16 protein-coding genes and 1 other RNA gene are annotated in these 19,978 nt (G+C 44.2%); 8 read left to right on the top strand and 9 right to left on the bottom strand.

Annotation, left to right across the window (positions count from 1 at the left end; genetic code table 11):
• Positions 1-101: 101 nt before the first annotated feature.
• The 3 genes from IP510_RS06175 (at position 102) to IP510_RS06165 (ending at position 4,383) form a co-directional block, all read left to right on the top strand.
• Entirely contained in the window at positions 102-737 is a 636-nt protein-coding gene (locus IP510_RS06175; protein WP_194363898.1) for a response regulator, read from the top strand.
• A gap of 37 nt (positions 738-774) precedes the next feature.
• Positions 775-2,541, top strand: a complete 1,767-nt coding sequence (locus tag IP510_RS06170; protein ID WP_194363897.1) for a sensor histidine kinase — start codon at positions 775-777, stop codon at positions 2,539-2,541.
• Between the two features lie 132 nt (positions 2,542-2,673).
• On the top strand, positions 2,674-4,383 hold the full coding sequence (locus IP510_RS06165) for a sigma-54-dependent transcriptional regulator (protein ID WP_194363896.1): 1,710 nt from the start codon (positions 2,674-2,676) through the stop codon (positions 4,381-4,383).
• 209 nt (positions 4,384-4,592) lie between these two features.
• On the opposite strand, the gene IP510_RS06160 is transcribed toward IP510_RS06165, so the two are convergent.
• Positions 4,593-6,038, bottom strand: a complete 1,446-nt coding sequence (locus IP510_RS06160) for a S41 family peptidase (RefSeq protein ID WP_194363895.1) — start codon at positions 6,036-6,038, stop codon at positions 4,593-4,595.
• Between the two features lie 458 nt (positions 6,039-6,496).
• On the bottom strand, positions 6,497-8,176 hold the full coding sequence (gene gpmI / locus IP510_RS06155) for a 2,3-bisphosphoglycerate-independent phosphoglycerate mutase (protein ID WP_194363894.1): 1,680 nt from the start codon (positions 8,174-8,176) through the stop codon (positions 6,497-6,499).
• Between the two features lie 247 nt (positions 8,177-8,423).
• Between gpmI and ssrS the strand changes: the two genes are divergently transcribed.
• Positions 8,424-8,619: non-coding RNA, 6S RNA (gene ssrS, locus IP510_RS06150), on the top strand.
• 110 nt (positions 8,620-8,729) lie between these two features.
• Here the strand turns inward: ssrS and IP510_RS06145 are convergent.
• Positions 8,730-9,350 carry an FxsA family protein gene (locus IP510_RS06145; protein ID WP_194363893.1) on the bottom strand — a complete coding sequence of 207 codons (621 nt, stop codon included), beginning with the start codon at positions 9,348-9,350 and terminating at the stop codon, positions 8,730-8,732.
• Positions 9,351-9,503: 153 nt separating this feature from the next.
• Between IP510_RS06145 and ruvC the strand changes: the two genes are divergently transcribed.
• Positions 9,504-10,088 carry a crossover junction endodeoxyribonuclease RuvC gene (gene ruvC / locus IP510_RS06140; RefSeq protein ID WP_068034835.1) on the top strand — a complete coding sequence of 195 codons (585 nt, stop codon included), beginning with the start codon at positions 9,504-9,506 and terminating at the stop codon, positions 10,086-10,088.
• Positions 10,089-10,193: 105 nt separating this feature from the next.
• Here the strand turns inward: ruvC and IP510_RS06135 are convergent, their stop codons facing one another.
• From IP510_RS06135 to IP510_RS06115, 5 genes are all read right to left on the bottom strand, one after another.
• A complete protein-coding gene (locus IP510_RS06135) occupies positions 10,194-11,147 on the bottom strand; it encodes an META domain-containing protein (RefSeq protein WP_227669539.1) in 954 nt (317 codons plus the stop codon).
• A 434-nt stretch (positions 11,148-11,581) separates the two neighbouring features.
• Entirely contained in the window at positions 11,582-12,244 is a 663-nt protein-coding gene (locus IP510_RS06130; protein ID WP_194363892.1) for a glutathione S-transferase family protein, read from the bottom strand.
• A 230-nt stretch (positions 12,245-12,474) separates the two neighbouring features.
• Entirely contained in the window at positions 12,475-13,113 is a 639-nt protein-coding gene (locus tag IP510_RS06125; protein ID WP_194363891.1) for a peroxiredoxin, read from the bottom strand.
• Between the two features lie 242 nt (positions 13,114-13,355).
• A complete protein-coding gene (locus IP510_RS06120; RefSeq protein ID WP_194363890.1) occupies positions 13,356-14,108 on the bottom strand; it encodes a phospholipase D family protein in 753 nt (250 codons plus the stop codon).
• A 159-nt stretch (positions 14,109-14,267) separates the two neighbouring features.
• Positions 14,268-16,007 (bottom strand): glutamine--tRNA ligase/YqeY domain fusion protein, encoded by a 1,740-nt coding sequence (locus IP510_RS06115; protein WP_194363889.1) that lies wholly within the window; start codon positions 16,005-16,007, stop codon positions 14,268-14,270.
• 307 nt (positions 16,008-16,314) lie between these two features.
• Here IP510_RS06115 and IP510_RS06110 point away from each other — a divergent pair, with 307 nt between their 5' ends.
• Together IP510_RS06110 and IP510_RS06105 are read left to right on the top strand one after the other, a co-directional pair.
• Positions 16,315-16,830, top strand: a complete 516-nt coding sequence (locus IP510_RS06110; RefSeq protein ID WP_194363888.1) for a peptidylprolyl isomerase — start codon at positions 16,315-16,317, stop codon at positions 16,828-16,830.
• 83 nt (positions 16,831-16,913) lie between these two features.
• A complete protein-coding gene (locus tag IP510_RS06105; protein WP_194363887.1) occupies positions 16,914-17,789 on the top strand; it encodes a UDP-2,3-diacylglucosamine diphosphatase in 876 nt (291 codons plus the stop codon).
• Positions 17,790-17,957: 168 nt separating this feature from the next.
• On the opposite strand, the gene orn is transcribed toward IP510_RS06105, so the two are convergent.
• Entirely contained in the window at positions 17,958-18,545 is a 588-nt protein-coding gene (orn, locus tag IP510_RS06100) for an oligoribonuclease (RefSeq protein WP_194363886.1), read from the bottom strand.
• Positions 18,546-18,763: 218 nt separating this feature from the next.
• Here orn and rsgA point away from each other — a divergent pair, with 218 nt between their 5' ends.
• Complete coding sequence (gene rsgA, locus IP510_RS06095) at positions 18,764-19,867, top strand: ribosome small subunit-dependent GTPase A (RefSeq protein ID WP_194363885.1); 1,104 nt, start codon at positions 18,764-18,766, stop codon at positions 19,865-19,867.
• The last annotated feature ends 111 nt before the right edge of the window (positions 19,868-19,978 follow it).

Below are 19,978 nucleotides of genomic sequence, written 5' to 3'. Positions count from 1 at the left end.
ATACTTAGTATCTTAGTTTTGCGATGGCTTAAACATTTTTTATATTTCATTTAATAGTTATAAAACATTCATTCTGACAAACAATAATAAAGAGTATGGTTATGATTAAAGTATTGGTGGTTGACGATCATGATTTGGTGCGAATGGGCATCAGCCGTATGCTGTCAGACAGTGCTGATATCGAAGTAGTTGGCGAGGCTGATAGTGGCGATATGGCGATCAAGATGGCCAAACAACTGCGTCCTGATGTGGTATTACTTGACGTCAACATGCCTAATATTGGCGGGCTTGAGGCCACTAAACGTTTGATTCAACTTGATATGGGTATTAAGATCTTGGCGGTCAGTAGCATGTCTGCACAGCCTTACCCTTCAATGCTGATTAAGGCAGGGGTAAATGGTTATATCACTAAGGGCACGCCGCTCGATGAGATGATACGCGCGGTCAACAAGATTTATCAAGGAGGGCGTTATTTTAGTCAAGATGTCGCAGAACAGCTGGCCGATGTCTTACTCTCTGATAATGCTAATTCTCCTTTTGACTTATTAAGCGATAGAGAAAAACAAGTGGCCATGATGGTTGTCAACTGTCAAAGCCCTCAACAAATCGCCGATCAGCTGTTCGTTAGTGTGAAAACCATCAATACTTATCGCTACCGTATCTACGAAAAAGTCGGGGTTGATAGTGATGTCAAACTAACACATCTGGCCATTCGTCATGGCTTGATTCAGCCATAAATCGGCTTGGTCATCACCCTATTATTATGGTCAATCTATGAAGCCTGCTAGCAGCCTTGTCTCTGCCATTATTCGTTATGCACATCATGATGACACTCTATCGCTGCCGCAATTACGCAAGCTAGGTATCATCTATAGCAGTTATCGATTCGTCGTTAGCCTGTTTTCGATGCTCATGCTATACATTGCAGCACGTGCTGATAGTAGCGCATCTTTGCCGAGTTTTTTGCAGCAGACGACTCTGAGCTTTTATGTACTCTTAAGCTTGATTTTGCTCGGTCTGTTCTATGTGGTTAGAACTCAGATGCGGCGTCAGCTAGCAGTTGGACTGGTCTTAGACGTCATCATATTAAGTTTGTTACTCTATACAGCAGGTGCGCCCGATTTGCAGCTGACTATGCTATATATGGTGGTGGTTGCCGCAAGCTTTATGTTATTGCATAGCTCACAAGCGCTTGTCATTACCTTGCTTGCGATCATTTTTGTTATCTATCAGCAGTTTTTTTATGCCATTGCCAATAGCATGAGCTTAAACAACTTGGGTGATGCCTTATTAATGTCAGCCAGTTTTCTGGCCGTTGGCGGCTTGAGCTGGTCGATCTCACAACGCTTAGTACAGCTAGAAAAAGTCGCGGCCAACCATGCCAAAGAAGTGGAGCGACTGAATGTCATCAATCAAGAAGTCATTACTCAGATGGTCAATGGAGTCATTGTCATTGATCGACATCATATCGTCTTAGCAAATCTGGCCGCTCACCAATTACTCAGTATTTCACTCAGTCCACTGCGAGCCACTCGTAGTACGTTTAATAATGCAGATGACGTGTTAGACGACACGCAAAGCACGCTTTTATCTCACTTTGAACAGCAGCTTACCCAGCAACATTCGCAGCTGTTCAAAGCCTGTTTGTCTGTTGCGACAGGACAGTCGCGTACCTTCACCTACGATGTGCCTGCGATAGCCAACGCTTCTATATTCGGTAAATTACGTGTACAGATTATTCCACTAAAGGACGATAGCAAGTTAATCCTATTAGAAGATTTGCGCCGTGAACAAGCCAGCGCTCAGCAACTGAAACTGGCCTCTTTGGGACAGTTAACGGCCAGTATCGCTCATGAAATTAGAAACCCCTTAGCAGCCATCTCTCAAGCCAGTCAGCTGTTGATGGAAGATATCGTACAAGCCGATGTACAAAGCACAACAGATGACGGTCTATTGGCAAGCAGCATGTCTGTTGATCTGGCTGGCAATCATGAGCTTTATGAGATGATATTCTCACAGACAAAACGGGTAAACCGCATTATTGAAGACATTTTGAAACTGTCGCGCCAGCAAACCGCCACTCAGCAGTCCATTGTTTTGGCGCAGTGGCTACCAGAGTTTTTGGACAATCATTTCCAAGGTCATGATATTTTTCTACGCGTCAAGACCCAGCCAACTATATCATTTGACACGCATCAACTAGAACAGATATTAATCAATCTCATCAATAATGGACTGCGTTACAGCAGCTATGCCCATCCTCATGCCTACGTAGAGATGGACATTTACTGTGCAGACAACGATGTTATAATCGATGTATTGGATAATGGTCATGGTGTGAGCGAGGCTGACCTGCCCTATTTATTTGACCCATTTTTTACCACAGACAAAGCAGGTACAGGGCTGGGACTGTATTTGTCACAGGCATTTTGTGAGGCCAATCAAGCACGCTTACTCTATATCCCTGAACATCCAAAATCCTGCTTTCGTTTAGTGGTACCTGCCGTCAACTCTAAAAACAACGCTCAAATATCAGAGTGAGTTTTTAATTGATATATAGCTATTTTTAAAAACTCAGGATGGGGTTTTATTATGTGCTGCTATAGTAAATGGATGACAGGCCCTACCCTGAGTACCAATATTTTGTAACCATCGAACATAATGAGATGATGTATGACAACACGTGCGCTAGTCGTCGACGATGAAGTAGATCTGTGCAGATTGATGCAAATCACGTTGACCAAAATGGGCATCAAGAGTGATGTGGCCTATACTTTGTCACAGGCAAGATCATACTGGCAGGATAATGAGTATGATTTCTGTCTGACCGATCTAAATCTGCCTGATGGCTCAGGTTTGGAATTGGTCAAAGAGGTTAGCAGTAGCTCTAACACACCAATCGCTGTCATTACGGCCCATGGTAGTATGGATCTGGCCATAGAAGCTCTAAAAATTGGGGCTTTTGACTTTGTCAACAAACCGCTTGAGCTACCACGCTTACGTCAGTTAGTCGAAAATGCTCTAAAAGTTATGCATCAAGACAACAATGAAGAAGCCACGCCCGAATGCTCTCCTGAGCAAAAAATGTTAGACACTAGGCTGATTGGCAACTCCGCTGTGATGCACCCACTCAAAAACACTATCTTAAAGCTGGCACGGTCACAGGCACCTGTTTTTTTATCAGGGGCCTCAGGTACGGGTAAGGAAGTTGTTGCCAGACTGATTCATGATCTGAGCCCGCGACGAGATGGTAGCTTTGTACCTGTCAATTGTGGCGCGATACCCTCTGAGCTAGTAGAGTCTGAGTTTTTTGGTCACAAAAAAGGCAGTTTTACAGGCGCAGTTACTGACAAACAAGGACTGTTTCAGCAAGCCAATGGTGGTACGTTATTTTTAGATGAAGTAGCAGATTTGCCATTGGCGATGCAAGTTAAACTACTGCGTGCTATCCAAGAAAAAACCGTTCGAGCCATTGGTGACACCAAAGAAATACCCGTCGACATTCGTATCTTGTCCGCCACTCACAAAGATTTGAATCAACTGGTACAAGATGCTGCATTTCGACAAGACTTGTATTATCGCATCAATGTCATTGAGCTAAAACTGCCTACTCTCAATGCACGCCGTGATGACATACCTGTTTTAGCAGAGCATTTTTTGACCATGATTGCTGCTGAGTGGCAACTTGATGCAACGCCCTCGTTGACGCATGAAGCGTGTGAGCGTCTACAACGTCACGACTTTGCTGGCAATGTGCGTGAGCTTCGAAACTTGCTGGAACGTGCAGTGACCCTTGCTGAGACCTCTCAGATTGATGTCAGTCAGTTGGGACTTGCTGATATTGAGCAACCGCATGAAAACCCACAACCCCAAAACGAAGTCACGCCCATTCATCAGACGCAACCAGCTGACCCTAGTATAGAAAACCTAAACCATCAGAGCAGCTCTCAATCAGCACATCCTCTCAGTAGTCAATCTGCCAGCGATGCAATGAGCGCGCATATGAACCAAAGAACCACCAATTTACATCCCTATCGGACCAATACCAACCACTACCCTTCAATGATGCAGCGCTCATCCTCTACGCACGCTAATGTTTCAGAAGCATCAACCAAGCCAATAACGGTGGATGACAAAGAGCCAACCGTTGAAACGGCTCCATTCGCAGTCGATGATACCCTCAATCTACAAGAGCTGTCAGATGGTCAACTTCCACCCAAAGGATTAGAACATTATTTACAAGAGCAAGAAAAACAACTGATCATCACTGCCCTTAAGCAGACTGGTTGGAACAAAACCCAAGCAGCTGAATTGCTAGGAACCACTTTTCGCTCTCTGCGCTACCGTATGAAAAAACTAGATATTGATGAAGATCAAACTTGATGGCCATCTTTTGATTGAAAATTTGAATAATAAAAAAAAGCCTGATTACTAGAGATAGTATTCAGGCTCTTTTGATAGACAGATTAACAAGGTTAAGGTCTGTTGAGTTATTCACTACGTTTAAACCTGCCAGCGCTCCCTTAACTATCTTGTCCATCAAACTACGACTACTTATTTGTCATAATACGGTTTTGATAGTGAGCCATGCGCTACTTGACAGTCGGATCAATAGTCGTGGCCTTACGAATAAATCGAATACCTGAATCAAGGGCACGCGCTTTTAACAAGTCTAACGCCTGCTGCTCCCACGTGCTCTCACTACCTGATAAGGTCACATCAGGCGTGACACCGATACCATCAATCTGTTTGCCTGTCGCTGTCACATAGTTGGCAACCGTCAGTTTGACCGCTTGCTCATCATTTAGTGGTATCACTGACTGCACCGACCCTTTACCGTAACTGACTTCACCGACGATTATTGCGCGTTTTTGTGCCTGTAAACTACTAGATAATACCTCTGCTGCTGATGCTGAATAGCGGTTCTGTAACACCACCACGGGTAGCGGTTTGAGTATCGCAGTGCCTTGGGTGGATAGCACGCGCGCTTTACTCTGACGTGCTTGTACTTGCACCACATCCGTATCGCTCATAAACAAACTGGCGACACTCACCGCTGATGTCAGTACGCCACCTGGGTTATCGCGCATGTCTAATAAGATACCTGACACAGGCGCATCAAGATTAATCAGACCCTCTAGCACTCTTTCACGGCTATTGTTTTGAAAGGCGGGCAGTTTAATAATGGCAATGCCGTCGACAAGTTTGGTCTCAACAAGCTGAGGATGACTGTTATTTCGCTGTAATGTGGTCGTATGCTTACGTCGGCCAGCTTTAGAAGTCACGATGTCGACTTGTGTCCCAGCAATACCTGTTAACAGCTGCTCGACATCATTCACTTGTCGTTCCTCATCAAGCTTGAACTCATCAACTTGGTGTAAGTAATCACCAACAGCGATACCTTTTTTGTCCGCAGGTGAGTCATCGATAACGTCTGTAATGATCCAGTATCCATCCCTTGGCTGATAAGCAACCTTGATACCGATATCGCCTACGTCACCCTCTGTAAAAGCGCGCAAATTCTCATAAGCCTCTGCATCCAAAAACTCAGCATGGCTGTCAAGCTTGGTCAACATACCACTCATTGCATTGTTGAACAGCTCTTCATCATTGACCGCATCTACATACTGACGGCGTACTAAATCCACCACTGCCACAAAAGTCTTGAGCGTTTCAGGAGAAATCGCATTCAATGATACTTGTGCCACTTCTGCTGGAATACTGGTGTCAATCTCATTAGCATCATCGGTTAACGCGCTTTCATCGGCGATGCTGTCTATTGAATCATCAGGCTCATCAGCGACATCCAGCATATCTGCGATGTCTGATAAGCTGTCATCATTCTCCTCTGCAGCGATCTCATCGGCATTCAAGCTAATAAGCTGCAAACCATCTGTAGGGCTAGCGGCCTCTGTAGAAGTCGCCGCATGGGCATGCATCGCAAGCGCACTGATGCCAAGCAGGCTAATGAATAAAGCAGGCTGACAGAGTATCGTCACTATAGAGACCGTTGAGCGCTTGACGCAGATAAAAGACATAAAAAACTCATTTAAATAATAAGAAATATGAAGTAATGGTTATTGTATAGTCAAAGAAATCTAAAATGGGTACAAGGCAGCCGACTGAAGATTGTACAAATAGTACATCTAGGGAGAGTAACGCTGTAGCCGTTTAGTAGTTCTCTGACTATAGTTGATTCAGCTTAAAAGAGAGTCAAGGCAACCAAGCGCAGAGGTAACTTTGATACCTCAAATGAGGTTAACGCTGTCACTCTTTTATAGAGGATTGACTATATTATAATTATATATTGTCGCTTCAATATACGTAACATGTAAAGCGACCGAGTGGCCATGCCTCATTATAATGCCCATCGAAATACTTGATAAGCCCAATGAGGAAATAGCGATATAAAATGTACCACAAAAAAGGAAGCGATAATTCATATCGCTTCCTTTTTATTTTTCATTCCAACCTACTCTGACCATAGAGAGCCAAATTACGACATTGGAAGCAATAGCGTCTTTCCAGTCATCTCAGCAGGCGCATCGATATTCATAAGCGCTAAAATGGTTGGCGCAATATCACTCAGCTTACCACCCTGACGCACGTGCAGTTTTTGCTCACCCACATAAATCAGCGGCACATGCTCGGTTGTATGCTGTGTATGTACTTGACCGCTTTCATAGTCTTGCATCTGTTCGCAGTTGCCGTGATCTGCGGTGATCAGCATATCGCCACCGGCGGCTCGCACCGCTGATTCGATGCGGCCCACACACACATCTAAAGCTTCTACTGCTTTTACTGCAGCATCAAAAATACCCGTATGTCCGACCATATCACCGTTTGCGTAATTCACCACGAGCACATCGTATTTACCAGACTCAATCGCAGCGACCAGTTTATCAGTCACTTCCGGCGCGCTCATTTCAGGCTGCAAATCATAAGTGGCAACATCAGGAGAAGGCACTAAGATGCGTGTCTCGCCTTTATACTCTTCCTCACGGCCGCCGCTAAAGAAAAACGTCACATGCGCATATTTTTCAGTCTCGGCGATACGTAGCTGTGTTTTGCCTTGATCCTGTAGGTACTCTCCCAATGTATTGGTCAAAGACGTCGGATAATAAGCAATGCTGGTTTTTGCATTATCCGCTAAGACATCTGAATACTTAGTCAGCATCACAAATGCCGCAAGTTTCGGTTGCTTCTGGCGAGCAAATCCTGAAAACTCATGGTCTGGCAAAACAAAGGCTTGAGCCAACTCACGAGCACGGTCAGCACGAAAATTCATAAATATCAGTGCGTCATTGTCTTCAACAGTATATGGCACTTCATCACGACCAATCACGGTCGTTGGACTGATAAATTCATCTGTCTCACGCGCTTTATAAGCGGCTTGAACCGCACCATCTGCTCGAGTTGACAAGCGATCAGCTTTGCCCTCAGTGATCAACTCATAAGCTTTTTGTACTCGATCCCAGCGGTTGTCTCGATCCATCGCATAATAGCGACCAATAATACTGGCAATCTGTACGCGTCCACCTTCATAGTGTGCATTGAGCTTGTTGATGTGCTCACGCAAACGATTGATATATTTATCAGCCGATTTAGGCGGTGTGTCACGACCATCTAAAAAACAATGGATAAAGACGTTCTTGGCACCATGGACGAGTGCTGAATGACACATCGCTTCAATATGATCTTGGTGCGAATGCACACCGCCATCAGAGAGCAGACCCATAATATGCACATTGCCGCCCAACTTATTGGCGGCTTTTACGGCATTGACCAGTGCCTCATTTTTATAAAACTCACGATTGACAACCTCGCTTGAGATACGAGTAGAGTCTTGATAAAGGACACGGCCAGCGCCCAAGTTCATGTGGCCGACTTCTGAATTACCAAACTGACCATCTGGCAGACCCACGTCTTCCCCTGAGGCAGAAATAAGTCCATGAGGATACTGCTGATAAATCTTGTCTAAATTTGGCATGTTTGCCGCCGCAATGGCATTGTCTTTATCTTCTTCACGATGACCAAAGCCGTCCAAAATCATTAAGACGTGCGGTGTTTTCTTGTTCTGTGCGCTATTGTTATCGTTACTAGCACTGTTACTGCTAGTGCTGTGCTGCGCTTGAGTATCATTAATAGATTCTGATGCTTGCTTGGTACTGGTCATATATTACCGCTCCTCACGTGAATGAACGCCTATCGTGCTGTATTGGGATATCGAAAGCCCTCTATATTAACACAAATCTCAAAATAGCTGAAAAACTGACAATCTTTCACTTATATAGGAATGATTCAATAGAGCAGCAATACCATGATAGCTATAATCAGCGCACTACCAACACTGCTGATAAGTGACGCTACGTATTAATCTGTAAATCATACTTGCAATCACTCATTTCATTGGTTAAGATAATTATATTCTGAAGTGTTGGCTAGTAGATGTTTATTCCCTGAGCCGATAATGCTTTACCAGGATGTGGTACCTATTGTCTCATTGTGTATGCCTGCACCGCTTGCGGTGTATCAGGAAACCTGCAGAGGTAATGACGCATCCGCCCTGAACTTCACGGTTCATGGGTCACCATCTTACAGCGGCACTTCGGTTGTTTCATTCGGTTTGTAACTATATTGCCTATAATCAATATGTTTACCGCCACTAAAAAGCCCCTTCTGTCATTGACGAAAGGGGCTTTTTTTATGTCTGCTATTTGAGTTATTGACTACTCATCATTGGCAGACTTCGTAATTTTCTTGACATCTTTAGGAATATTTTTGGCAGTGCCATCAACCGTGGTATGTTGTTTGAACACATCACCAAATGGGTTTTGTTGCTGCTGACCAAACGGATTTTGACTATTCATACCATTTGCGCCGCCAAATGGGTTTTGTCCACCCATGCCACCAAATGGATTTTGACCGCCCATTTTTCCACCCATCTGCTTTGCCATCATTTCCATCATTTTTTGTTGATTGTTCATGACGTAATTATTGGCAAAATCTTTTAGCTTCTTTTGTACTGGTGGCAATATCACCAACAGTGCGAGCAGATCACTGAGCACTCCAGGGATCAGTAATAAAATACCCGCGGCAGCCATCGCGATGCTCTTAATCATGGTCGTCTCTGGCGGACGCATCGCAGGATTCATCATGCCACCCGCTTTCATCTGCTGGGCCATTGGATTGAGCGATGCCATGCCCTTACGTATGAGTGAGATACCAATGACGGCAGCGATAATAAACCACATGAACACCCACCAGCCACTCATGAATTGAGCAAGCAAATACCACAGTAGCATCTCGATAATAAACCAAACGATGGCTATACCAACTATCTGACCCATAAAGTGTCGTCCTATAAAATAAAAACCAATAAATTGAGCGCCATGCAAATTAAAATGGCTAACATATGATGTATATGGGGATTGGTTGCTATACTATCAAACTTAAGGCTAATTTTTAAGCCATAAAACAAAATGTAAGCAAGATGGAATACTATGGCAATTATTATCGGGATTGACCCAGGATCACGCATGACGGGTTATGGCATCGTGCAGCAGACGGGAGATAAGCTCACCTACATCGATGCTGGGACGATTCGCACAGATACCAAAGAGATGCCTGAACGTCTCAAGCGTATTTTTAATGGCTTAACGCGCATCACACAGCACCATTTAAAATATGCTGACGAACCCATTTATACGGCAATTGAGCAAGTATTTATGGCAGAAAATCCTGATTCTGCGCTTAAGCTTGGGCAAGCACGGGGTGCTGCGATTGCAGCCATGGTGGCATTGGATTTAGAAGTATCAGAATATACGGCTCGTCAGATTAAGCAAGCGGTATGCGGCTATGGTGCGGCGGCTAAAGAGCAAGTACAGGAGATGGTCTGCCGGATACTCTCACTAGACGTTGTACCCCAACAGGATGCGGCCGACGGTCTGGCCTGTGCCATTTGTCACGCACACTCAAGCCATTCCATGAATAAACTACTACTCAACAGCTCTATGCGAGGACGCGGTGGTTCTAAGAAAAAGGGACGCTGGCGTTTGACTGAGGAAGATTTGGGTAACCTACGCTAAAATTGGAATAGATAGGCAATAAAAAACACGCGCTATTGAACGCGTATTTTTTTGTGAGAACAATCATGGTAGTTTTCAATCTTTAAAATGCTAAATGATAGCAAATCACTCTGCGACTTCGCTTTCAATAACAGCGTCTAATACATAAGCATACTGTTTATCATCGGTATCATCTACTGATGACTCATCGATGGCTAATAAATTGCCATTATCTAGCTGATAGCGCTGCACGCGTAACACTTCTTCATGCCTATTATCATGCTGATAGCCGTCAATTTCACCAGCAAACAGTCGCCATTCTCCTTCATGAATTTTGATGCCTTGATCGTTATAGGTGACGGGTCTAATTTGTAAGCACTGCTGGTTGCCATGCTCTTCACAAGCGATTTTTTTGAGGCTGACTGCCAAAAACACCGTCTCGCCCTTACTATTGTATTTTTCTTGAGAGGTCAGTCTACCATTCCAAACCAAAGTGACATTGTTACTGGTAAGCTGTGTCAATACTGGATGCTCACCTTGCTCAACTTTTATTTCACTGCTGCCTACCATCAACGTATTCAAAGTGTTTTCGGCTTTATCAAGATCGCCACAAGACATTTTGGTACTCATGCCATCCTCAATAGTCACAGTTTGACCTTGTAGCTGATAGGCTGCACTAATCAAGTTACAACCTACGCTAAAACTTAGCGTGTCTTGCCCTTGATATTGGTTAAATGCAAGCGTTACCTGATCTTTAATATTTGTAAAATCAGCCATAGAATTATGGTTCGCATCCATCGCACTCGTCAATGTCCAGCGATGTTGAGACAAAATCGTTATCATTTTTCTCTCAGACGTGATTTCGGTCGAATCAACTGCAATTGTTACAGGACTCACATTAGATGCCAAGCTTTCGCTAGCCACCACATCACTAGGGTCAGTGATACCTGATGCGTCATCTTCGCTAGATAATGATTCAGGTACTGTTTCTTTTTGACAAGCGCTTAGCATCAAACTTGCTATCAATACGCTTGGCAATAAAAACAGGGTCATTGCTGATTGTTTGGCTCTACCTACCATATGATGTACCTCTTAGTAAGCGTGTATCACTTTTCTCTGTTGCTTGTTTCTCATACTTGCTTTGCTTTCATCTCTCAAATGACTGCTTTGGATTATCATTAGTGTAATGGAGATAGACTAACCACTATAACCTTGACGCTATTACCTTATGTAATAAAATGTTGAGTTTTATTATATTTCAAAAGGTATAGTCAAAGAAGTCTAAAGTGGATACAAGGCAGCTGGCCAAAGATTGTACAAGTAGTAAATCTAGGGAGAATAACGCCGTAGCCGTTTAGCAATTCTCTGACTGTATCTATCTATTGGTTAGCTATGCTATGTCATCAATAAAAAAGGAGAGCCAACATAAAGTGTTAGCTCCCCTTGATATTGTCTGTGACAAGTCATCCTCTAAAGATGAGTCAATCTTGCCAGCTGTCTGTCTATTTATCTATTTAATCGTTGGCTACGGCAGGTTTGGCTTTTGCCATATTTTTGATACTGAAACGCTCATTCATCATTTGATAAAAACGGGCCAAGTTTTCACCTTGCTCATTCGGATTGACTTTCAATACTTTGCCAAAATCCAATCCCAAGTACAATACGATGTCAGCAAAGCTTAATTGCTCGCCCACCAAATACTCATGGCCTTCTAGTACTGTCTCAAAATAGGACAGTGCCTTGACAGCACGAGCGATAGAGGGTGCAACGAACTCTGGTACTTGCTCAACACGTTGGGCTTTGGCTGGGTTACTGTGCTGGAATGCCAGCATCAAGTTGTACAATACTTCAAACTCAGCGATTCGGCGCATAGAGCAGACTTGCGCGCGTTGTATGACATCATTACCCATCACCGAGCGCTCGCCATAAACGCGGTCGAGGTATTCGCAAACGGCCTGTGAATCATTGAGTACAGTACCATCAGACAATTTTAAAACGGGCACAGTACGCATTGGGTTCATTGCAGTGAACTCATCTGAATTTTGCTCATTAGCGGCGAAATCAATATCAATGACATCAATGTCGTCCATATCATCAACATCGATTCCTTTTGATGCTAATAAAATTAGTGCTTTGCGTGGGTTCGGTGCCGTACGAGTGACGTATAATTTTTTCATGGCAAACTCCTTGTAAGATGATTAAGCATTGACTCAGTGCAGTTGGTTTTTATAGCGGTTCGTTTTTATGGCTATTTTCTTATAATAAATAATGCTTATCGAAAATATATCATTCAAAAACGATATTACCTAAATATAATTGATGACTTTTTACCTTCATAGCAAAAAACCCCATAACGTCACGTTACAGGGCTTTTATTTTTAGCTAAAGGACAATAAGATCACTCAGCTTACTTGTTTGGTGCAGGTGTGGTACGTAGATAAGGCTTCACCTCGGTATAACCTTTAGGATACTTCGCGGCGATATCTTCGTTTTTGACACTTGGTGGAATGATGACATCATCACCGTCTTTCCAATCTACTGGCGTCGCGATGTTGTACTCATCTGATAATTGCATCGCATCAATGACACGGATAATTTCATCAAAGTTACGGCCACAGCTAGCAGGGTATGTGAGCGTTAGGCGAACTTTCTTATTTGGATCAATGATAAAGACACTGCGTACGGTATGCGTGCTATCGGCATTTGGGTGCATCATGTCATACAATTCAGCGACTTTTTTATTTGGATCAGCGATGATTGGAAAATTCATCTCTGTCCCTTGGGTCTCACCGATATCACTCGCCCATGCTTTGTGGTCTTCTAAGCTATCAACAGAGATACAAATCGGCTTGACATTGCGCTTTTGGAACTCGCCATTGAGGGCGGCTGCGCGGCCAAGCTCAGTGGTACATACGGGGGTAAAGTCTGCTGGATGCGAAAAAAATACCACCCAATGATCGCCTGCCCACTCATGGAAATTGATATCACCTTCTGTGGTTGCCGCGTCAAAATTCGGTGCGGTATCACCTAAACGTAAATGTGCCATGCTTTATTCCTTAGCTATGTTGATGAACGCTTGTATCGACCTGTGGCCTCGCGCTCTATTATTATCATCGACGTGCTCACCATAAAAAAGCAAAGCACATCCGTAAAACTGACTTTATCTTATCAAACTGGTTATGAATGTCTTGTGACGGATTGTAATGCGGTTATTCCATTTACCTCTAAGTAGATGAACAGATACTTTGATAAAAGTTGCTTTGGGAAACCAGTAGTTTGAATCAATAACTAGACCACCATACCTGCATCCCATAGACAAAACTCGCCGAACTTACCCTTTTTGCTAGTACCACCAGCTGTACGTCCAGCATCCGTCAATACCAGCTCACCATCTTGCGCTTCTAAATAACCTGCTGCAAGTAACTTATCATTTAACTCTTGAGTTTTAAAGCCCAACTCTTTAGCAAGCTTGGCTGTGGTCAGCTTAGAATAGTTAGGTGCGGCTTCTGTCGTAGGCGTAGTCGACGTCACTGTCGAATGAGTCGCAATGTTTGCTGCTTTAACATTATGTTCAGGCTTACTCTCAGTTTCGGTTACTTTCTCAAGGGACATTCTGACTTCATCACTGATACGAATAATGCGTTGCGCTTCTTCATAAGTGTCGGCATAAAGTTTGGCATCGTCATTACGATAAATGAGTACGCCCATCTCGTTGTTATTGACTTGGCTAAACTCGTAAAGGTTCAAACTGGTGATAATGCATTCATTTTCATTGAGGTAGCATTTAGCGTGCAGGTTTTTACAAAAGCTGGTGCGAATAAAGGTCAGATTCTTGAGCCAATTTATCTCTTCAGGATGCAGGTCATTTTTGCCATAGACAATTCTAATATCAATTTTCAGACGGTTACGGTCTTCTAGTAGCTCTTTAATACGTTCATTAAGCTTTAAATACGGACTAATAATGATTAGCCTATCAGAAGCATTTTTAATCAACTCTTCTAAATGATAGGTCGTGCCACTACTGTTTAGAAATTTTGCCATTGTCATTCCCTCAAAGATCACTACCAACCACTTTAGAGTTGCATAAAAAAGCCCATCCCTAGCGTACTAGAAATGGGCTTATTTGCAAACTACTATTGTTCAGTATTATGTCAAAACATTCGTTTGAACAATGATACTTCTATACCAAATCAGTATAGATTAAGTAGGCTTATAGCTGTCACGCAAGCTAACGATTTGGTTAAATACAGGTTTGTCAGTGCTATGATCTTCACTGTCAGAGATGAAGTAGCCTTCACGCTCGAACTGGAAGCGCGTGCCAGCGTCCGCATTGACTAGCGACGGCTCAACCACAGCATTTAACTCAGTCAATGAGTTTGGATTTAACGCCTGATGGACGTCAGCGACGCTACTTGGGTCTTCAACGCTAAATAGCTGCTCATACATGCGCACGGTCGCTGGGACGCCTTGACTGGCCGATACCCAGTGAATCACACCTTTCACCTTGCGACCTTCAGGATTTTGACCCAAAGTAGTTGGGTCAATCGTTGCTTTTAGCTCAACGACATTACCAGCGTCGTCAGTAACATGCTCGGTCACTGCAAGCACATAAGTATTGCGCAGGCGGATTTCTGGCTTTTCTGGTGACAAGCGCTTATATCCTGCTGGCGGCTCAATCTCGTAATCGCCTTGGTCGATATAGATTGTCTCAGTGAATGGAATTTCACGCTCGCCCATATCGACGTTAGGATGATTCGGCTGAGTCAACCAAAGCGTCTGCGTCGTATCATCAAAGCGCGCAATAACGCTATCCGCTTTTTCAGATTCCCAGCTGCTAACCGCTTCTGCAAAGTTCGTAATGGTCACTTTTAGTGGCTTTAAGACTGCCATGCCGCGACCCGTTGTCGTCTCTAAAGACTGACGAACGCTAAATTCCAATAAGCGAAAATCAACCACGCTATCGGCTTTGGTCACACCCACACGCTCACAAAAATCACGCAAACCCTCTGGCGTATAACCACGGCGACGCATACCAGCAACGGTCGGCATACGTGGATCATCCCAACCGCTCACGATATTTTCATCGACCAATTGCTTGAGCTTACGCTTGCTGGTCAATGTGTGATCAACGTTCAAGCGGCTAAACTCGTACTGATGCGGCGGCACATCAAAGCCTATTTTTGCGATAACCCAATCATAGAATGGACGATGATCTTCAAACTCAAGCGTACACAGCGAGTGGGTAATCCCTTCTAGCGCGTCAGAGAGCGGATGCGCAAAGTCATACATCGGATAGATGCACCATTTGTCGCCCGTTTGATGATGCGATTGATGCATAACACGGTAGATGACAGGGTCACGCAGATTCATGTTTGGGCTTGCCATATCAATCTTGGCGCGCAAAATAGCCTTGCCTTCCGCGTACTTGCCCTCTTTCATATCATTGAAAAGTGCTAGGTTTTCTTCGACACTAGCATCACGCTGCGGAGACGAAGTACCAGCTTCAGTAAATGAGCCACGGTTTTCTTTGATTTGCTCAGCTGACTGTAAATCCACATACGCATCACCTTGCTTAATCAATTGGATTGCCCATGCATGCAACTGATCAAAGTAACCTGAGGCATGATGCGCATCCCCTGCCCACTCAAAACCAAGCCATTTGACATCGTTTTCGATATTATCGATGAAATCTTGCTTTTCGGCAGTCGGGTTGGTGTCATCAAAACGCAGGTTGCACACACCGCCGAACTCTTTGGCCACCCCAAAGTTTAGGCAGATAGACTTTACGTGACCTAAGTGCAAGTAGCCATTTGGCTCAGGGGGAAAGCGCGTGACAATTTGTGGGTATTTTTGCGCACTGACATCATCACGAATGATATTACGGATAAAATCGTTTTTTGGTTCGTCTTTTTGTGCATTATTGCTTGAGTGTTCACTCATCGGGCATTGCTCCTAACGCAAATTGTCAGCTCATGCTACATGCCATCACGTAGCACGAGACATTCAAACTAAAGTATTAAAATAAAATGGAAATATTAAAAACTCAGACAGTGCGACCGCATCATCAAAATTCGTCAGAAATGGGTAAAGTTGCGTTATTCTATCAGGTTTCACAAACGCATTAACAGCCTGATACATGACACGGGATAAAAAAGCCGTTAGACTACCCGTAACTTTTTATCCATCAACTTTTTACCCACCACTTGACAGTGTCATTTAAGGCGCTGCAATCAAAGAGGAATATCCCATGGTAGACATGCCACCAGTAGTAGAACTTGAAACCAATATGGGTGCGATCGTTATCGAACTCAACGAAGAAAAGGCACCAAAGACTGTCGAAAACTTTTTGAACTATGTAAAATCTGGTCAGTATGACGGTACCATTTTCCATCGCATCATTGATGGTTTCATGATTCAAGGCGGTGGAATGGACGCTGAGATGAATGAAAAACCAACCAACGCACCTGTTGAAAACGAAGCGGACAACGGCCTAAAGAATGATAAAGGTACGATTGCGATGGCACGTACGCAAGATCCGCATTCAGCGACTAGCCAGTTTTTTATCAATGTAAAAGACAATGACTTCCTAAACCACACTGGCAAAAACATGCAAGGTTGGGGTTACACCGTGTTTGGTAAAGTCACTAGCGGTATGGACGTTATCGAAAAAATGCGCGGCGTACCAACAGGTCGTTTCGGTATGCATGCTGATGTGCCAAAAGAGCCAGTCGTGATCACTTCAGCGACCATCGTTTCTGAATAACGATTGTTTCTAAAAGAGCATTGCCACAGCTACCTAGGTACATAGCGTTACCAAGGTAGCAACCATGATAAGGACACCAATAAATGCAAAGTTTTAATCATTTAATCACGACCCGCCCGCATCAGGTGCGGCAGGTATTGATTAGCGATTTGCATTTATCACCTGAAGAGCCTGCCTTAGTGCAGGCTTTTTTGGCGCTGCTAGATGACTGTCTCGCCTTGCCAGCGCTCAAACGCTTATTCATCTTAGGTGATTGGTTTGAGGTATGGCTGGGCGATGATATGTATCTTTCCCTATTAAAAGAGAAAGGGTCAGAGGACGAGCAGCCAGAGGGTGAACAAAAAGCGCATTGGCTGACACCGCTTATCATAAAGCTCAAGCAGTTACGCATCAATGGGTGCGAGATACTGGTCATGCATGGCAATCGTGATTTTCTCTTAGGTCAGCCGTTTTGTAATCTGTTCGGTGGTGAGCTGATTTATGAGCCATACACCTTGACTGTCGGAACGCAGAGCTACCGCTTGGAACACGGCGATGCGTTATGCACCGATGATAAAAAGTATCAGTTTTTCCGCAAAGTCATGCGTAACCGTTTGACCCAGTGGTACCTGCTCAATAAATCTCTAGAAAAGCGCTTGGCTATCGCAGACAACATGCGTCAACGCAGTCAGCAGAACAATGCCAATAAAGCGGCGCACATCATGGATGTGAACGATAAAGCCGTACGTCAAGCCATCACGGCGAGCGATGCGCTATTACACGGACATACCCATCGTCCAGACATACATCAAGCGACCGCTGATAAAAAACGCTATGTGCTTGGCGACTGGCGCTTATTAGATAAAGATACTCGCCAGCCAAAGGTAAGCGCTGTGATTGGCGCTGTGACAGCAGATGACGGTTTAGACAATAACGACGCTCAGTTTGAGCTGTTTGAATTTAAAATGCTTACCAGATAAATAGCGTTTGGCTGTTTTTAACATAAGATATTTTAAATAATATTGTTTGAACGCAAAAAGGGTCTGTTGACAGTTCAACAGACCCTTTTTGCGTTTGTCATAGTAGAGACTCATACAGCTTTGCCATCTAAACCTTTTCTAACTCGACTCTAAATTTAAACAATTAATTTAAACAATCAATTTAAAAAAGTGCTGACGATAGTGCTTAAGCTCACGGATTGAATCGCGAATATCATCCAATGCTAAATGACTGCCACCTTTTTCAAAGTTTCTTAAGATATCAGGACGCCAGCGAAAACACAGCTCTTTAATCGACGACACATCCAGATTGCGATAATGGAAGAAGCGCTCAAGCTCTGGCATTTGGCGCGCCATAAACCGGCGATCTTGACAGATAGAGTTGCCACACATAGGCGACTTACCGCTATCGACCCATTTATTCAGGAATTTGATGGTTTCCGCTTCCGCTTCTGCCAAAGTCACCGTACTACGGCGCACACGGTCGACCAGTCCTGACTGGCCATGTTGCTTGGTATTCCAATCATCCATCTTATTTAGGACTTGATCCGATACTTTGATCGCAAAAACAGGACCTTCGGCAAGCACATTTAAATCTTCGTCAGTGACAACAGTAGCAATCTCGATAATCTCATCGTTTAAGGTATCAAGTCCGGTCATTTCTAAATCAATCCACACCAGCCCTTTTTTGCCTTGATTTCTGATTTTAATCTTATTGGGATGGTCACCGGTGGTCATAAAATATCCTATGGTCAATAAATTGTGAGACAGTTTTAGAAAAACATATGGCGCAAAAGTATGGTGCTCAGACAGTATGATAAGCGTTAATGAGTGGCTAAAATCTCGCCGACATCTAAAACATTACAAAACCACTGCCTGTCACAGGCGCTTTAGGCTGTATGTTAGCAAATTTTCACGCTACACTTAGCAATATTTTTATAATAGGTCAAAAACCCATGGCATTAATCCGGCAGCGCAAACTGACTAAACAACAGATTCGTCGCATTGACAAGCAGCAATTATTAAGTCAAGACAGTATCGACGACAGCTTGATGGATGGTGTGGTCATGGCGCATTACGGTAAGCAACTAGAGGTGCAAGTCACCAGTTTGCCTGCAGTGATACCTGAGCAGCCAGAGATTGGGCCTGATGATCCTGAGCCGTTTTGGCAAACGCTTGAGCTGGGTGATATTTGGCGTTGTCATGTGCGTACCAACCTGCCAATGCTAGCGGCAGGCGACCAAGTGCGCTGGAATGCTGATTCCAATACAGGCTTTGGCCGTATCGAGTCCGTCAAACCGCGCACCTCTCTCGTCTCTCGCCCTGACCGCTATCATAAGCTCAAACCAGTCGCCGCCAACGTCGATATTTTAGCCATTGTCTTTGCACCACTGCCTGCTGCTGCCCCCACACTGATTGATCGCTATCTAGTGGTTTGTCATCTTGCTAATGTGAAGCCATTATTGGTGCTGAATAAAGCCGATTTACTGGCGCAAGAAAACGGCGTCGATACCAATGAGCTATTGGCACAATATGCCGCACTGGGCTACGAGAGCGTCTTAACCTCTGTTGATTGTCCTGAAAATGTCGCGGATAGTGATGAGCAAGAAGGACTAGATGAGCTAAAACGCTACATAGATAAAAAGCTGGTTATCTTTGCAGGACAGTCTGGTGTTGGCAAGAGCAGTCTAATCAATGCGCTACTGCCAGAATCTGGTCAAGTGGTAAATATCATCTCTGAAAACTCGAAGCTCGGTCAGCATACCACCACCACCAGCCGTTTATTACCGTTTAACCCAGACGACTTGACCCAAGGTGGCATCGTCGACACCCCCGGTATCCGTGAGTACGGTATTTGGCACTTGAGTCCAGATGACATTATATCGGGCTTCGTCGAGCTAGCACCGCTAGCAGGTTACTGCCAGTTCCGTGACTGTCGCCATACTCACAACAGCAAAGGCTGTGCGCTATGGGAAGCGGTAGCCGCTGGCACGGTATTGCAGCGGCGCGTCGAAAATCTCGTTACATTGAGAGAAGAGGCTGATACTAAGCCCTATTAATATTTGCTCTATTCGTGTCCGCCTGAATGAATCGCGGCCTGTTAGCAGATGCTTTTTAGTCGATATTTTTATGAGACTCATAGGTAAAATTGCTGCTAAGTTATCGCCCGT

This window comes from Psychrobacter sp. NG254, assembly GCF_015277735.1.
Taxonomy (GTDB): Bacteria; Pseudomonadota; Gammaproteobacteria; order Pseudomonadales; family Moraxellaceae; genus Psychrobacter.
Note: the sequence above shows the minus strand (reverse complement) of the source record. Positions and strands in the feature narration are given on the sequence as shown.

Bases quoted from the DNA above. Each gene is read 5' to 3' on its own strand.
- gpmI (WP_194363894.1), bottom strand. From the start codon at position 8,176: ATGACCAGTACCAAGCAAGCATCAGAATCTATTAATGATACTCAAGCG.
- IP510_RS06115 (WP_194363889.1), bottom strand. From the start codon at position 16,007: ATGAGTGAACACTCAAGCAATAATGCACAAAAAGACGAACCAAAAAAC.
- IP510_RS06175 (WP_194363898.1), top strand. From the start codon at position 102: ATGATTAAAGTATTGGTGGTTGACGATCATGATTTGGTGCGAATGGGC.
- IP510_RS06120 (WP_194363890.1), bottom strand. From the start codon at position 14,108: ATGGCAAAATTTCTAAACAGTAGTGGCACGACCTATCATTTAGAAGAG.
- IP510_RS06105 (WP_194363887.1), top strand. From the start codon at position 16,914: ATGCAAAGTTTTAATCATTTAATCACGACCCGCCCGCATCAGGTGCGG.
- IP510_RS06130 (WP_194363892.1), bottom strand. From the start codon at position 12,244: ATGAAAAAATTATACGTCACTCGTACGGCACCGAACCCACGCAAAGCA.
- IP510_RS06110 (WP_194363888.1), top strand. From the start codon at position 16,315: ATGGTAGACATGCCACCAGTAGTAGAACTTGAAACCAATATGGGTGCG.
- rsgA (WP_194363885.1), top strand. From the start codon at position 18,764: ATGGCATTAATCCGGCAGCGCAAACTGACTAAACAACAGATTCGTCGC.
- ruvC (WP_068034835.1), top strand. From the start codon at position 9,504: ATGGCAATTATTATCGGGATTGACCCAGGATCACGCATGACGGGTTAT.
- orn (WP_194363886.1), bottom strand. From the start codon at position 18,545: ATGACCACCGGTGACCATCCCAATAAGATTAAAATCAGAAATCAAGGC.
- IP510_RS06160 (WP_194363895.1), bottom strand. From the start codon at position 6,038: ATGTCTTTTATCTGCGTCAAGCGCTCAACGGTCTCTATAGTGACGATA.
- IP510_RS06125 (WP_194363891.1), bottom strand. From the start codon at position 13,113: ATGGCACATTTACGTTTAGGTGATACCGCACCGAATTTTGACGCGGCA.
- IP510_RS06135 (WP_227669539.1), bottom strand. From the start codon at position 11,147: ATGGTAGGTAGAGCCAAACAATCAGCAATGACCCTGTTTTTATTGCCA.
- IP510_RS06145 (WP_194363893.1), bottom strand. From the start codon at position 9,350: ATGGGTCAGATAGTTGGTATAGCCATCGTTTGGTTTATTATCGAGATG.
- IP510_RS06170 (WP_194363897.1), top strand. From the start codon at position 775: ATGAAGCCTGCTAGCAGCCTTGTCTCTGCCATTATTCGTTATGCACAT.
- IP510_RS06165 (WP_194363896.1), top strand. From the start codon at position 2,674: ATGACAACACGTGCGCTAGTCGTCGACGATGAAGTAGATCTGTGCAGA.